The 13,675-nt window shown below is 60.3% G+C and carries 16 protein-coding genes; 10 read left to right on the top strand and 6 right to left on the bottom strand.

Translation table 11 applies throughout. The features are described from left to right. Positions 1-41 precede the first annotated feature (41 nt). From CAF80_RS10540 to CAF80_RS10530, 3 genes are all read left to right on the top strand, one after another. A complete protein-coding gene (locus CAF80_RS10540) occupies positions 42-482 on the top strand; it encodes an EamA family transporter (protein WP_085667325.1) in 441 nt (146 codons plus the stop codon). Between the two features lie 175 nt (positions 483-657). Beyond that, entirely contained in the window at positions 658-1,536 is an 879-nt protein-coding gene (locus tag CAF80_RS10535) for a Tim44 domain-containing protein (protein ID WP_039765060.1), read from the top strand. A 138-nt stretch (positions 1,537-1,674) separates the two neighbouring features. Further along, the gene (locus CAF80_RS10530; RefSeq protein WP_007954245.1) at positions 1,675-2,082 is read left to right on the top strand and encodes an SMI1/KNR4 family protein; all 408 of its coding nucleotides are present in this window, start codon (positions 1,675-1,677) and stop codon (positions 2,080-2,082) included. 21 nt (positions 2,083-2,103) lie between these two features. On the opposite strand, the gene CAF80_RS10525 is transcribed toward CAF80_RS10530, so the two are convergent. After that, positions 2,104-3,867, bottom strand: a complete 1,764-nt coding sequence (locus CAF80_RS10525; protein WP_039765059.1) for a cation:proton antiporter — start codon at positions 3,865-3,867, stop codon at positions 2,104-2,106. A 282-nt stretch (positions 3,868-4,149) separates the two neighbouring features. On the opposite strand from CAF80_RS10525, the gene CAF80_RS10520 reads away from it, so the two are divergent. Continuing rightward, entirely contained in the window at positions 4,150-4,632 is a 483-nt protein-coding gene (locus CAF80_RS10520) for an acyl-CoA thioesterase (RefSeq protein WP_003229693.1), read from the top strand. Between the two features lie 117 nt (positions 4,633-4,749). Here CAF80_RS10520 and pdxY read toward each other — a convergent pair whose 3' ends face one another. Then, positions 4,750-5,622, bottom strand: a complete 873-nt coding sequence (gene pdxY, locus CAF80_RS10515; protein ID WP_039765058.1) for a pyridoxal kinase PdxY — start codon at positions 5,620-5,622, stop codon at positions 4,750-4,752. A gap of 117 nt (positions 5,623-5,739) precedes the next feature. On the opposite strand from pdxY, the gene CAF80_RS10510 reads away from it, so the two are divergent. Then, a complete protein-coding gene (locus CAF80_RS10510; RefSeq protein WP_039765057.1) occupies positions 5,740-6,153 on the top strand; it encodes a DUF3301 domain-containing protein in 414 nt (137 codons plus the stop codon). A 1-nt stretch (position 6,154) separates the two neighbouring features. Here CAF80_RS10510 and CAF80_RS10505 read toward each other — a convergent pair whose 3' ends face one another. After that, positions 6,155-7,126 (bottom strand): GTP-binding protein, encoded by a 972-nt coding sequence (locus tag CAF80_RS10505; RefSeq protein WP_074689885.1) that lies wholly within the window; start codon positions 7,124-7,126, stop codon positions 6,155-6,157. A gap of 25 nt (positions 7,127-7,151) precedes the next feature. Here CAF80_RS10505 and CAF80_RS10500 point away from each other — a divergent pair, with 25 nt between their 5' ends. Continuing rightward, on the top strand, positions 7,152-7,508 hold the full coding sequence (locus CAF80_RS10500; protein WP_074689883.1) for an NADH:ubiquinone oxidoreductase: 357 nt from the start codon (positions 7,152-7,154) through the stop codon (positions 7,506-7,508). 4 nt (positions 7,509-7,512) lie between these two features. On the opposite strand, the gene CAF80_RS10495 is transcribed toward CAF80_RS10500, so the two are convergent. Beyond that, positions 7,513-8,163, bottom strand: coding sequence for a DUF1826 domain-containing protein (locus CAF80_RS10495; RefSeq protein WP_074689881.1), 651 nt, complete (start codon positions 8,161-8,163; stop codon positions 7,513-7,515). Then, positions 8,163-9,368 (bottom strand): zinc metallochaperone GTPase ZigA, encoded by a 1,206-nt coding sequence (gene zigA, locus CAF80_RS10490; protein ID WP_085667324.1) that lies wholly within the window; start codon positions 9,366-9,368, stop codon positions 8,163-8,165. Before zigA ends, CAF80_RS10495 begins: the two co-directional genes overlap by 1 nt. A 221-nt stretch (positions 9,369-9,589) precedes the next feature. Here zigA and CAF80_RS10485 point away from each other — a divergent pair, with 221 nt between their 5' ends. Next, the gene (locus tag CAF80_RS10485; RefSeq protein ID WP_039765049.1) at positions 9,590-9,964 is read left to right on the top strand and encodes a hypothetical protein; all 375 of its coding nucleotides are present in this window, start codon (positions 9,590-9,592) and stop codon (positions 9,962-9,964) included. Here CAF80_RS10485 and CAF80_RS10480 read toward each other — a convergent pair. Then, entirely contained in the window at positions 9,961-11,160 is a 1,200-nt protein-coding gene (locus CAF80_RS10480; protein WP_085667323.1) for an N-acetylmuramoyl-L-alanine amidase, read from the bottom strand. The two genes, CAF80_RS10485 and CAF80_RS10480, sit on opposite strands and share 4 nt — an antisense overlap. 84 nt (positions 11,161-11,244) lie before the next feature. Here CAF80_RS10480 and folE2 point away from each other — a divergent pair, with 84 nt between their 5' ends. From folE2 to CAF80_RS10465, 3 genes are read left to right on the top strand one after another with little or no spacing between them, the layout of a single operon-like run. Beyond that, positions 11,245-12,141: a GTP cyclohydrolase FolE2 gene (folE2, locus tag CAF80_RS10475; RefSeq protein WP_039765046.1), complete on the top strand. Its 897-nt coding sequence runs from the start codon at positions 11,245-11,247 to the stop codon at positions 12,139-12,141. Beyond that, the gene (locus CAF80_RS10470) at positions 12,138-12,806 is read left to right on the top strand and encodes a metal ABC transporter ATP-binding protein (RefSeq protein WP_085667322.1); all 669 of its coding nucleotides are present in this window, start codon (positions 12,138-12,140) and stop codon (positions 12,804-12,806) included. Before folE2 ends, CAF80_RS10470 begins: the two co-directional genes overlap by 4 nt. Further along, entirely contained in the window at positions 12,806-13,672 is an 867-nt protein-coding gene (locus CAF80_RS10465) for a metal ABC transporter permease (protein WP_085667321.1), read from the top strand. Before CAF80_RS10470 ends, CAF80_RS10465 begins: the two co-directional genes overlap by 1 nt. The last annotated feature ends 3 nt before the right edge of the window (positions 13,673-13,675 follow it).

Raw genomic sequence — 13,675 nt, 5'->3', positions numbered from 1 at the left:
AGCGTGGGAACGATCGGACACGAACACTGGAGGCAACATCCATGGGCTCGGGCTTCTTTTCCTCCTGGACATTCTGGGCCCTGCTCTCGGCCACTTTCGCCGCGCTGACGGCCATCTTCGCCAAGATCGGCATCGAAAACGTCAACTCCGACTTCGCCACCCTGCTGCGCACAATCGTCGTATTGGTCAGTCTGGCCTTGATTTTGTACGCCACGGGCCAATATCAGTCCTTGGGATCGATCTCCGCCAAGAGCTACCTGTTCCTGCTGTTGTCGGGCCTTGGCACCGGCGCTTCGTGGCTGTGCTACTTCCGGGCGTTGAAAGTCGGCCCGGCGTCGCTGGTCGCCCCGGTGGACAAGCTCAGCGTGGTCTTCGTGGCGGTGCTTGGTGTGGTCCTGCTGGGCGAGAAACTCGACCTGCGCCAGTTGGGCGGCATCGGCCTGATCACCGCTGGTGTGGTGATGCTGGCCTTGCGGCGCTGATCTATTTCCTGCTGAACCTATCTCCTTTTCCTACAGACAAAAGTACATAGCCTTATTGCCCCGACCGAGCTGAACGTAACCTGTCAGGCAAAAGCCCGAAACACTCTCTCGCTAGCCAGTAACACTTCAGCTGTGCAACATGGCGCGCGTGTCTCCACAAACGGGAATTCCCTTTATGAAACGTTTTCTTAGCATCGCCATGGCGTTGTGCATCGGCCTGACGATGAGCCTCGACGCCAACGCCAAGCGCTTTGGTGGTGGCAAAAGCGCCGGCGCTGCGCCGACGCACCAGACCAGCCAGATGGCTCCTTCTTCCCCAGGCATGGGCGGCGCTGCGGCGACCGCTGGTGCTGCCGGTGCCGCGGGCGCTGCGGCCAAGGCCGGCGGTGCTTCGAAATGGCTCGGCCCTCTGGCCGGCATCGCGGCCGGTGGCCTGCTCGCTTCCATGTTCATGGGCGGCGGCTTCGAAGGCATGCAGTTCTTCGACATCCTGATCATGGCCGTGATCGCGTTCGTGATCTTCCGCTTCATCGCCGCCCGTCGTCGCAAGCAGCAGGAGCAGTTCGCTCCGGCCGGCGCGCCGATGCAGCGTGAAGTGTTCGAACAGAAACCAGCAGCCATGGGTTCGATCTTCGGTGGTTCGGCCGCGCCTGCTGCCGCCCGTCCGGTGATCAACGCTCCGGCCTGGTTCAACGAACAGCGCTTCCTTGAAGCTGCCCGCAGCCACTTCCAGGCGCTGCAGCAGCACTGGGACGCCAACGAAATGGACAAGATCGCCGAGTTCGTGACCCCGCAAATGTTCGAGTTCCTCAAGCGCGAGCGCGCGGAACTGGGCGATGCCTTCCAGTCCACCTTCATCGACAACCTCCAGGTACAACTGGATGGCGTGGATGACCGTGCGGACAAGACCATCGCTACCCTGACCTTCAACGGCGTGTCGAAGACTTCGCGTTTCGACCAGCAGGGCGAAGTGTTCAGCGAAAGCTGGAACATGGAGCGTCCACAGGGCGACAACCAGCCTTGGCTGGTCGCCGGTATCCGCCAGAACGGCTGATCACCTCCGACGTTTTACGCGCAGTAATGAAAACCCCGGCCTCGGCCGGGGTTTTCTATTTCGCGGTTGCATCTATAGCGAGCTACTGTATAAACCGGCCCATATAAACCGCGCCATTCAAGCAAGAGGATCCCGGACGTGGAAGAAATCATCGAACAACTGCGCGAAGCCAACGAACCCGTACCGGTTCCTTTGGAATTGCCTGACGAAGACCAGTTGGTGGAAATCGAAGAAGAACTCTTCATCAACATCCCGTTCGTCTTCAAAGAGTTTCTGCTGACCGTCAGTGACGTGGTTTACGGCAGCCTGGAGCCGGTGACCGTCACCGACCCGCAATCCCACACCTACCTGCCGGACGTCGCCGCCAACGCCTGGGATGCCGGCGTGCCGCGCGACCTGATCCCGATCTGCCAGGATGGGGACGACTACTACTGCGTCGAAGAAGACGGCACCGTGGTGCTGTGGTCGGGTGAGGAAGAACTGATCACCGAAGAGTCTTGGGAATCGGTCTGGCACTGGGCTCGGGACGTCTGGCTGGAAAGCTGAAACGCCCCATCCCATGGGTGGTCAGTGCCCCGACGGCTCCTTGTGGTTGTCGAGGGTTTCCAGCAAGGCCACCTGCATCCGCGTGTGCACCCGGATGAACCAGCGCCAGAGCAGCGCCGCCACGGCGGCTGCGACCACGGCGATCAGCACCAGCAACTTGTTGGTCGGCAAGATACTGGCCGACAAGGCTGCCAGCAGCAGGAAAATCACCAGCAGCGAGATGATCGGGATCACTTCGGCTATCACCCGGCGCACTCGCTGCGTGTGACGCCCGGCCATTTCCGGCTTCACACCCATCTCCGCCAGCAGCATCGACAGCGCCTTGAGCTTGCGATAGGCCGCGATCAGGAACGGCAGCGACACCAGCAACGCCCCACCCCAGATCAACGCCTTCTGCCAGCTCGGATCGCTGATCCAGTCCTGCATCCAGATCGAGAGGCGCCCGGCAAAGAAAGCGCCTGCAAAGAAGATCGCGATCACCAGCGCCAGATTGACCCCGACCTGCAGCAGAATCCGCCGGATCATCGAGGCCAGCATCGCGCCCTCACCCTGCGGCTGAATGCTGCGCAGCCACTCGCCGTACATCCCGAACACTCGACCGACTCGCTGCGGCATGGCGGCAGACAGCTTGATCGACAGCGGATCGGCAGCCCGGATCAGGTACGGCGTCAGCAACGTGGTAATCACCGAAACCGCCACGGCCACCGGATACAGGAAGTTGCTGGTGACCTGCAGGGTCATCCCCAGCGCCGCGATGATGAAGGAGAATTCGCCAATCTGCGAAAGCCCCATCCCGACCCGCAGTGAGGTGCGTCCGTCATTGCCGGCGATAAACGCACCGAGGCCGCAGGACAGCATCTTGCCCAGCACCACGGCAACAGTGATTACCGCGATCGGCCACGCGTATTGCAGAAGGATCATCGGGTCGAGCATCAGGCCGATGGCGACGAAGAAGATCGCGCTGAACAGGTCGCGAACCGGCTCGATCAGGCGCTCGATTTTCAGCAGCTGCCGCGACTCGGCCATGATCGCGCCGATCAGGAACGCCCCCAGCACCATGCTGTACTCAAGCTTGACCACCAACAGGCAGAAACCGAAACACAGGCCCAGCACCGTGATCAGCAGCATCTCGTTGCTTTCGAACTTGGCGACGTAAGCCAGCAGACGCGGCACCAGCAGAATGCCGACCACCAGGGCGACAATCATGAAAAGCGAGAGCTTGCCGACCGTGGAAAACACTTCGCCGGAGCTCACCGTGCCGCTGACCGCGATGCTCGACAGCAAGGCGATGATGCCGATGCCGAGAATGTCCTCGACGATCAGCACACCGAAAATCAGCTGCGCGAAGCGCTCGTTCTTCATCTTCAGGTCGTTGAGCGCCTTGACGATGATGGTGGTCGAGGAAATCGCCAGGATCGCGCCGAGGAACAGCGAATCCATGGTGTTCCAGTCGAACCAGCGGCCGATTTCGTAGCCGATCCAGATCATCAGGACAATTTCGAGGAACGCTGCGATGAAGGCCGTGGCGCCGACCTTGAACAACTTGCGCAGGCTGAACTCCAGGCCAAGGCAGAACATCAGGAAAATCACCCCCAGCTCGGCGAGGGTCTTGATGGTTTCTTCATCGTGGATCAGGCCGAACGGCGGTGTGTGCGGGCCGATGATGAAACCGGCAACGATGTAGCCGAGCACTACCGGCTGCTTGAAGCGGTGAAACAGCACGGTCACCACACCTGCGACCAACATGATCACCGCCAGATCCTGAATAAAGCTGATGGCATGCATGGTGTGGGCTCCTTGAATGACGAGGCTCACGCAGGCATGGGAAATGTCTGGGCGAGCTGAGTAAAAATCCGCTTTGGGTGTAGGAATCGCCCTTGGGGAGGCGCTTTTGCAGGGTAACACCGCGACTTCCGGCTGAAAGGCGGTGCAATATATGGAAACAGATCGATTCGGGCGTGACGGCGGCCAGTTGCCTGGCGTCCCGATAACGGTGCTTTTGAAAAGCGACCAGGCACCCGCAGAGGTGTTTCTTCCAGCAACCCTGCCTTGACCCGTGAGAACGTTATGGAACCCGGAAACGCCCAGCTGTCGATGACGGTACTGATGACCCCCGACATGGCCAACTTCTCTGGCAATGTCCACGGCGGCACCCTGCTCAAATACCTCGACGAAGTGGCCTACGCCTGCGCCAGCCGTTATGCCGGCCGCTACGTGGTGACCCTGTCGGTGGATCAGGTGATTTTCCGCGAGCCGATCCACGTCGGCGAACTGGTGACCTTCCTGGCGTCGGTGAACTACACCGGCAACACCTCGATGGAAGTCGGTATCAAAGTGGTGACCGAGAACATCCGCGAGCGCTCGGTGCGCCACACCAACAGCTGCTTCTTCACCATGGTCGCGGTTGACGATCAGCGCAAACCCGCCGCCGTACCGCCGCTGCAACCGCAGAACAGCGAAGACAAACGCCGCTACATGCAGGCGCAACAACGCCGGCAGATCCGTCAGGAGCTGGAAAAGCGCTATCAGGAAATCAAGGGCGACGCCTGATCAGCCCTTCGATCTACGGCGCTCCGTAGATAGCTTTCGCGAGCAAGCCCGTTCCCACATTTGGAATGCGTTCCTCCTGTGGGAGCGGGCTTGCTCGCGAACGGGGGCAACTCGGTCTTACAGGCTGATCGGCGTAGCCTCGAATTTCACCCGCGGATGCGCAATCCGGTCCTGCGCCCGCACCAGCTGCAGCTCGTAACTGGCGCAGGCCTGGGTTTCCAGCAGCACTTCATGCACCGCTGCTGCGGTGAATTCAAACGCCGCCACCAGGCTATCCCCGAGCAGCACACGCGCCAGGAACAGACCGGACGTCAGATCGCCCACCCCCACCGGCTGACGCGGAAACGCCAGCAGCGGACGCCGCAAATGCCAGCTGCCCTCGGCCGTCACCAGCAACATTTCAAAGCCATCCGCCGGTTTGCCCGGATAATCCAGATGCTTGACCAGCACCGCTTTCGGTCCACGCGCCAGAAGCGCACGCGCCATCGCCAGACAATCGAACAGCGACTGCGGCTTGCGCCCGGAGAAGCTGTCCAGCTCCAACTGGTTCGGGCACATGAAATCCGCAACGGCAGCGGCCTCCTCCAGCAGGAAGTCACTGACTTCAGCAGGAACGCTGCAACCCTTTTCCGGATGCCCCATCACCGGGTCGCACAGATAAAGGGCTTTCGGGTTGGCCGCCTTGATCCGCTCGATGCCACTGAGAATCGCCCGCCCCTGCGCCGCACTGCCGAGATAACCTGACAGCACCGCATCACAATTGCCCAGCTCACCGATCGCGGCGATGCCCTCGACCAGCTCGGGGATCCGGTGCGGTGCCAGCACTTCACCGGCCCACTGGCCGTACTGGGTGTGGTTGGAGAACTGCACCGTATTGAGCGGCCAGACATTCACCCCGACCCGCTGCATCGGAAAAACCGCAGCGCTGTTGCCGGCGTGGCCGAACACCACATGGGACTGGATGGCGAGCAGATGAGGCGTACGTTTCATTCGGGTTTTTCCGTAAAACGATTGAAATTCAAGCCGCGCAGTATGCGACGAAACGCAGCCTGTACGACAGACCGGCGACGCAGTTAAGCTGACGCAATCATTTGGAGTTTCGTGTTGATGCTCACCCTGGAAAACATTTTCGTGCTGATGCTTTTCGCTGCCGCCGGTGCGTGGCTCTGGCACAACCACGGCTTGCGCGAGCGGGCGCTGGAGCGGGTCAAACAGCATTGCGTGAATGTCGGCGTCGAGTTGCTCGACGGTAACGTGGCGCTGAAGAAGATCGGCCTGATCAAGGACGCCAGCGGTCGGCGACGTCTGGCCCGGGTCTACAATTTCGAATTTACCGTGACCGGCGAAACCCGGCACAACGGCACCATCACCCAGTTCGGTGCGCACAGCGCGCAGATTGAACTGGCGCCCTACCCGGCACCGTTCGATGACACACCACCCGTGGTGGAGGTGACAAAACCGCGTGGTGAAGTGATTGAGCTGAGCCAGTGGCGTCAGGAGCACACCAAGTGGAAGCCTTGAATCAGCTCGCCTGAAGCCGACAACGGGCTAGCCCGGCCTGTAATTCACCGACCGCTTGCGGCTCGTCGAAAATCAGCTCGATCCGGGAATCCTTGCGCCATTCACTGGGCAGCCAGCTGAGCTCGGCATTATCCAGCGCATTGGCTGACTGCCAGCCGACCGGGCTGTGAATCACCAGTTTGGCCCGGCGCCAGTTCAGGCTTTTCAGCCATTGGGTTATTCCCGACACATCGAACACCTGGCTCGGATGCCAGCGCCAACCGATGCTCCAGCCACCCTCCTGCGCCTGACTCAGGCAGATCGGCAACGCCGGATCGCTCCAGATGGCCGGAATTTGTGCCAGCCCCTGAGGCACGACCAACTTATCAACACCTGCCTGCGCCTGTACGGCCAGCCCCGGCAGCTCGCTGAGCGACAACATCGCCTGTTGCGTCCAGATCAGTCTGACAGACGGCAACTGTCGGGTGATTCGCTCACGCGTGGGCTCGTCGAGGTTTTCCGCCTTGTTCAACAGCAGCAGGCCTGCACTGGACAAGGTTTCCTGCTGCGCGTCCGGCAGCGGTTTGCCCGCGGCAAGGGCCTGGGCGTCCAGCACCAGCACGCAAGGTTGTATGGCGAGTACGCCTTGCCACGGCGCCTCGTTCAGCTGCTTCAGCAACTGTGCCGGATGTCCGAGCCCGGATGGCTCGATGAACAAGCGATCCGGCCGCGCCTTGCGCAATAAACGCCCCAGACCAATCTGGAAAGGCGCACCGTTCACGCAACACAAACAGCCCCCGGCCACTTCGCCCAGTGCGATACCATCGGCGTCGCGGGTCAACAGCGCCGCGTCGAGCCCGATCTGGCCGAACTCGTTGATCAGCACCGCCCAGCGCTCACCCGCCGGTCGCTGGGCCATGAGCTGGCGGATCAGGCTGGTCTTGCCCGCGCCCAAGGGGCCGGCGATGACGTGGGTGGGAATGTTCTGCAACATGATCAAGGCTTTCTGGAGGTCGAAGATGCGGTGGATGGGATGGTCGTTGCTGCTGACGCTGGTGTCGGCCGAGGTATTGGCACAGGCCTGCGTGGTGCACAGCCAGGCGGAGCGGCTCGACGTGAAGGTCTGCCAGCAGAACCGCAACATCCCGGAAAAACTGTTCAGCGACGGCTTCTGCCAGCCGACCCTGGCCGGGCAGAAAGTCGAGGTTCAATACGTCGACCAGTGCCCCGCCGGCGCGTTCGGCGTGTGCAGCAACGCGCAAGTCGCCAATATGCCTTATCGCCAGGATATCCACTATTACGGCGTGGCCACCGATACGGCGTATTTGCAGCCCTATTGCGAGGCTCAGAGCCAGGGGAAATGGCTCAAGCCCTGAGGCGCTATCCGAGCCAGTCGAGGGTCAGCATCAGCCGCCGCTCACCTGGCGCCGGTTGCGGCGAGCGATGAATCAGGCCGAAACCTTCGTTGCCGTGCCATTTTTCGCCCTTGAGCAATGCCACTTCGCCGCGATTCAATTGCTGAATCCGTGACATATCCTGGGGCTCGGCTTGCGGTTGTCCCAGTTGCCGACGGTCCATCTGCCCTTCCCTTAGCCATTCACTGCCGACACCGGCGTACGTGGTGATCAACCGCACCGGCACATGATCGACGTGGAAACGCGGACACATCGCCTTGTCCAGCACCCGCAGGCGCAAGCCGATTCGCCGCGCGCCCAGCAGGCAGGCGAAGGCGCTGACCAGCCATTTCAAGTCGGCGACAAACCCTTCGTAGCCTTCCAGATCGCGAAAGCCGCTGGCCAGTCCCGTGAGATCCGGTTCTGCGTCTTCGTCCGGCAATTCCAGGCACAGCGCCTCGGCGTAAGGTTCGTTCAGAGACAACAATAAGTCCGCAAATTCGGCAATGTGCAGCGGAAGCTGTCGTTGCCAGACCGCGAGGTTGATTTCATTGTCGAGTATGTTCGCCAGCGCCTGAGGGGTCTGGCCGAAAGACTGGTGACGCGTGCTGCCTGGCAGCGGTTTCAGGGCGAGCATCAGGCGACCTCGTCGTGCCAGGAGCCAAAAGGATCACGTAGCTGTAGCCAGCCTTGAGTACCGAGCGCCATCTCGGCATCGGTCAGCAGGCAATCATCGAGTTCCGACGACAGCTGTGCGAAATCGATGTTCTGCCCGATAAACACCAGCTCCTGGCGACAATCGCCTACGCTGGCGATCCAGTTTTCCATAATCGCGGCGGTACTTTCCTGATCCTGCGGCCACTGTTCTTTAGGCACGAAGCGCCACCAGCGCCCGGCGAAACCGTGGCGCATCAGGCCACCTGCCTGAGACCAGCTACCGGCGTCGGTGGGTTTGCTGGCCAGCCAGAAGAAGCCTTTGGAGCGCAGCAGTTTGCCGTTTACCCAAGGACGATCGATGAAGTCGAAGAAACGCTGCGGATGAAAGGGCCGGCGCGCCCGATAGGCCGTGGATGCGATGCCGTACTCCTCGGTTTCCGGCACATGTTCGCCACGCAATTCCTGCAACCAGCCCGGGGCCTGGGCGGCCTTTTCGAAGTCGAAACGACCGGTATTGAGAATTTTCTCCAGCGGTACCTCACCCATGACCATCGGAATGATCTCGGCCTGAGCGTTGAGGCGTCTGAGAATGGCCATCAGCTCTTCCCGCTCGCGACTGCTGATCAGGTCGATCTTGCTGATCAACAGGACGTCGGCGAATTCGATCTGCTCGATCAGCAGATCGGTGATCGAACGCTCATCTTCTTCACCGAGGAATTCGCCACGGGAGGCGAGGTTTTCAGCGGCCAGGTAGTCCGGCAGGAAGCTCATACCGTCGACTACAGTGACCATGGTGTCGAGGCGAGCGATGTCGGCGAGGCTTTGCCCCTGCTCATCACGGAAGGTGAATGTCTCGGCCACTGGCAACGGCTCGGAGATTCCGGTGGACTCGATCAGCAAATAGTCGAAGCGGCCTTCGCGGGCCAACTGACTGACCTCTTCCAGAAGGTCCTCACGTAACGTACAGCAGATACAGCCATTGCTCATTTCCACGAGCTTCTCTTCTGCACGGTTCAGGCTGACATCACGCTGGACTTCGCTGCCATCGATATTGATCTCGCTCATATCGTTGACGATAACGGCGACGCGCAGATCGTCTCTGTTACGTAGTACGTAATTCAAAAGTGTACTTTTTCCGGCACCGAGAAAGCCGGACAAAACGGTCACGGGAAGTCGGGAAGACATTGGATAAACCTCATCAGACGATCGCTAAACAACGCTGAGGCTCTCGGGGCGAGCGTTCTTGAGCTTCGATGAGATCACCAGGGAAGCAGACGCTTGAAATGGAAGCCACGGAAAGCCTTGTCCGATTAATGTTATAGTATAACAACAAAATCAATCCACTCTCTTCTTGCCCAAAGTGACAAAGGGCCGGAAGCTGCAATAGGTCGTCGCCGAGTTAAGTCATGAAAACCGCGCTGAAATACTCGTTTATCTGCCTGGCATTGCTGACGCTGAAGGCCGAAGCACAAGTGCCGGGACTCGCCAATTGCACGCGCAGCGCGAACCTTTTGGCGTGCATCGATGCCAACGGCAACGCCTACAGCGTCAACACCGTCGGCAGCACGATTTACCTGCGCGGATTCGAGAAAGCGGGAAACCGCTACTGGGCACAAACCAACAGCCGCTATGGGCAACTGACCTTCTTCACCGGCATCGCTTCCGATGGAGAAGCCTGGGTTGGCTACAACCGGCGAGTGGGCTGGACGACGATCAATCGGTTCTCCAGCTCAGGCGGCAGCAGTGCGAAGTTCACCTGCAGCCGGATCACTGGCTGCTAAACCCGCGATCCTTTCTGCTCTTGTTGCCAGGCCATATAGCTGTCGACAGGTGGATTCTTCTGGAAATAGCGCTGCAAGCCCTCAAACAAACCGTCCGCCACGGCCTGCTGATGACGCGCGGTCACCAAGCGCTGACTGTCCCGTGCGTTGGAAATGAACCCGGTTTCCACCAGAATTGACGGCACATCCGGCGATTTCAGAACGGCAAATCCAGCCTGCTCCACGCGCTTTTGGTGCAGCGTGGTGATGCCAGCCAGACTGCCCAGCACTGTGTTTCCGAGTTGCAAGCTGGCGGAGATGGTTGCGTTCATCGACATGTCGAGGATCACGCCGGCGAGCATCGGGTCCTTGTCTTTGAGATTGAGCAGGCTGGTTGCACCGAGCAGATCCACACCGTTCTCACGCTGCGCCATGAACCGCGCGGTGGCGGACGTAGCGCCACCTTCGGACAAGCAGTACACCGACGCCCCGGAAGCCGTCAGACGCGGTGCAGCATCGGCGTGCACCGAGATGAACATATCGGCCTTGTGCTGACGCGCAATCTCCACACGCTTGCGCAACGGGACGAAGAAATCGTCGTTACGAACCAGCTTCACATCAAATCCTTTCTCTCGTTTAAGCCGACGTGCGAGTAGTTGTGCAATAGACAAAACCACATCCTTTTCCCGCTCGCCTTTGGCGCCGATTGCACCCGGATCTTTTCCGCCATGACCAGGGTCGACCACCACCATGATGTCGCGCTTGGGGTGGGATTTTTCCTGGGGTGTTTCACGTGGAACGCTTGGAGGCGGCCCCGATGATGCGCTCATCAAGTCCAAAACCAGGCGATGTCCTTGCCCATCTTGAGGCGCCAACAAAAATGAGTTGAGCTGAACCGGGCTGCTTAGATCCAGCACGATCCGGGTGTTCCCTTGGCCAAAATGGCCGGAGCGGATCGAATGAATAGGGGTGCCGGATAACGCCAACTGGCTGAAATCCCCACTCAGGCTGGCGCCGCTCAAATCGATGATCAACCGCTCCGGCGCACTCAAGGTGAAGGTCTTGTAGCTCACAGGACCACTCAGATCGAACACCAGCCGAAGCTTGTCATCCGAACGCCAAAGCCGCGCATTGCGTATCTGCGTGGCGGACACCGAAAAAGGCAAAACAAAGGCCGCGCTGGCCAGCATCAGGTTGAGCAAGTGGCGTCTGTGCATATGAAAGCCTGTTCATGAAAAAGGCATCGTGGTTTGAATTGTTATAATGTAACATTAAATTCAATCACCATGATGGAACTGCTCATGAACGCGCTGACTTTGCCGGATGTCGCGGCTCAAGCCGCCCGCCAGGCCCTGCCACTCGAATGGGTGGGAATGTGCGGCATTGCATTACCTGTGTTTATCGAAGGCCAACGCTTGGCTGCAAAAGCGGATGCAGGCGTCAGTCTTGATGATGGAGACGCACGCGGCATTCACATGTCGCGGCTCTATCTGGGGCTGGAAGCGCTGGAGCAGGAGAACCTTTCTCCCGCCCTTTTGCGAAAAGTTCTGCAGCGTTTTCTCGACAGCCACGAAGATCTTTCCGAAGCCGCCTATCTCAATATCCACACAGATTTATTGCTGAGAAGGTCGGCATTGGTCAGTCCTTTGGCAGGATGGAAAACCTACCCCGTCACTGTTTCAGCCCACCTGAAAAGCAAAATGTTCCACGTGGAACTGAAAATGGAGGTGGCTTACTCGTCGACTTGCCCGTGTTCTGCAGCATTGGCGAGGCAACTGATCCAGCAACAATTCATCGAAGACTTTGCCAACAAGCCACTGCAGCACGCCGACGTGTTGGCGTGGCTGGGCTCGACCCAAGGCATCGTGGCCACACCTCACAGCCAACGCAGTACCGCCCAGTTGCATCTGCATCTGGACGAATTCGTCGACGAATTGCCGCTGACGTCCATCATCAACGACGCCGAAGCAGCCCTAGGCACCGCCGTGCAAACCGCTGTGAAACGCGCCGACGAACAAGCCTTCGCCCTCGCCAACGGCCAGAACCTGATGTTCTGCGAAGACGCGGCCCGCCGCCTGAACCTGGCACTGCGTCGCTCACCCGGTGTCAGCGAATTCCATGTCCGAGTCATCCACGCCGAAAGCCTCCATGCTCACGACGCTGTCGCCGAGAGTCACTGGCGCCGGGAGCAGCCATGATTCGTTGCCAGAACCTGAGCTGGGGAACACCCGGCCAACCGCTCACTGCACCTCTGAACCTTCGGCTGGAAAGCGGCAGCCTGACGGCAATCATCGGCGTCAACGGCAGTGGCAAAAGCAGCCTGCTCAAAGTCATCGCCGGATTACAGCGACCGCTGGCTGGCGAAGTCGAACTAGGTGTTCCACGCCAAAGCGGTTTGTCCTTCCTGCCTCAGCAACAGCATCTGGATCGACAGTTCCCGATCAGTCTTCAAGAGTTGGTGGCAGCCGGTTTCTGGGGACGCCGACTGTCGTCGCATCTCAGAGCCCAGCGTCTCGAATCCGCACTGGAAGACTGGCATCTGAGCGGACTGGAACATCGTCCCCTGATGGCCCTCTCCGGCGGAGAACTGCAACGCGCCCTGCTCGCCCGATTGAGTCTGGCCGACACTCCGTTGCTGCTGCTCGACGAACCCCATGCCGCGCTCGACGAGCTGGGGCAGAAACTGTTGTGGCAACACCTGCACGCCTGGCATGAGCAGGGACGAACCCTGGTGGTGGTTTGCCATGACCTTGCCGCCGTGCGCCAACACATTCCACAGACCTTGCTGATCAAACAGAGCGGCTGCGCATTCGGCAGCAGCACCGACCTCATTCAGCAAACACCTCACACGCAGGTGGCCTGATGCTCACGCTGAGCCATTTATGGCAACCGTTCCACGAGTTCGTCTTTATGCGCCGGGCCCTCCTCGGCGGTCTGGTCCTGGCGTGCAGCACCGCGCCATTGGGCGTGTTTTTGATCCTGCGCCGGATGAGCCTGATTGGCGACGCCGTCGCCCACGGCATCCTCCCCGGCGCCGCGCTGGGGTTCTGGTTCGCCGGGCTGAGTCTGCCGGCGCTGACCCTCGGCGGACTCGGTGCCGGCCTGAGCATGGCCGGACTCGCTGCGTGGATCACCCGCCGCACCGGCCTGCGCGAAGACGCCAGCCTCGCGGCCATCTATCCCATCTCGCTGGCCAGCGGCGTGCTGATTCTCGGCATCGCCGGCAAGCGACTCGATTTGCTGCACCTGCTGTTCGGCTCCGCTTTGGCGGTCGATGGGCCGACCCTCAACGGCATGCTGTGGGTGTCGGCACTCAGCCTCGTGGCCATGGCGCTGATCTACAAACCCTTGCTGCTCGACACCCTCGATCCGTTTTTCCTGCGCACGGTCAGCCGACTCGGCCCCGTCGCCCATGGCGTGTTCCTGACGCTGGTGGTGCTCAATCTGGTGATCGGTTTCCAGGCGATCGGCGCCTTGATGGTAGTCGGCCTGATGATGCTGCCCGCCGCCGCGTCACGCTTCTGGAGCCGACGCCTGCCGGTCCTGATTGCCATCGCCGCGCTCATCGGTTGCGCATCGGTATGGCTCGGCCTGTTGCTGTCGTTCTACTACTCGCTGCCCAGCGGCCCGGCCATCGTGTTGGTCGCCGGCGGCGGTTACCTGTTATCCGTGGTGTTCGGACCGGTGCACGGTCTGTTGCGCCGCCCGCCTTTGCTCACATCCCAATGAGGT

It is taken from the genome of Pseudomonas sp. B34(2017) (genome assembly GCF_002112915.1).
Lineage (GTDB): Bacteria > Pseudomonadota > Gammaproteobacteria > Pseudomonadales > Pseudomonadaceae > Aquipseudomonas > Aquipseudomonas pharyngis.
This window is presented reverse-complemented; position numbering and strand designations above follow the sequence as displayed.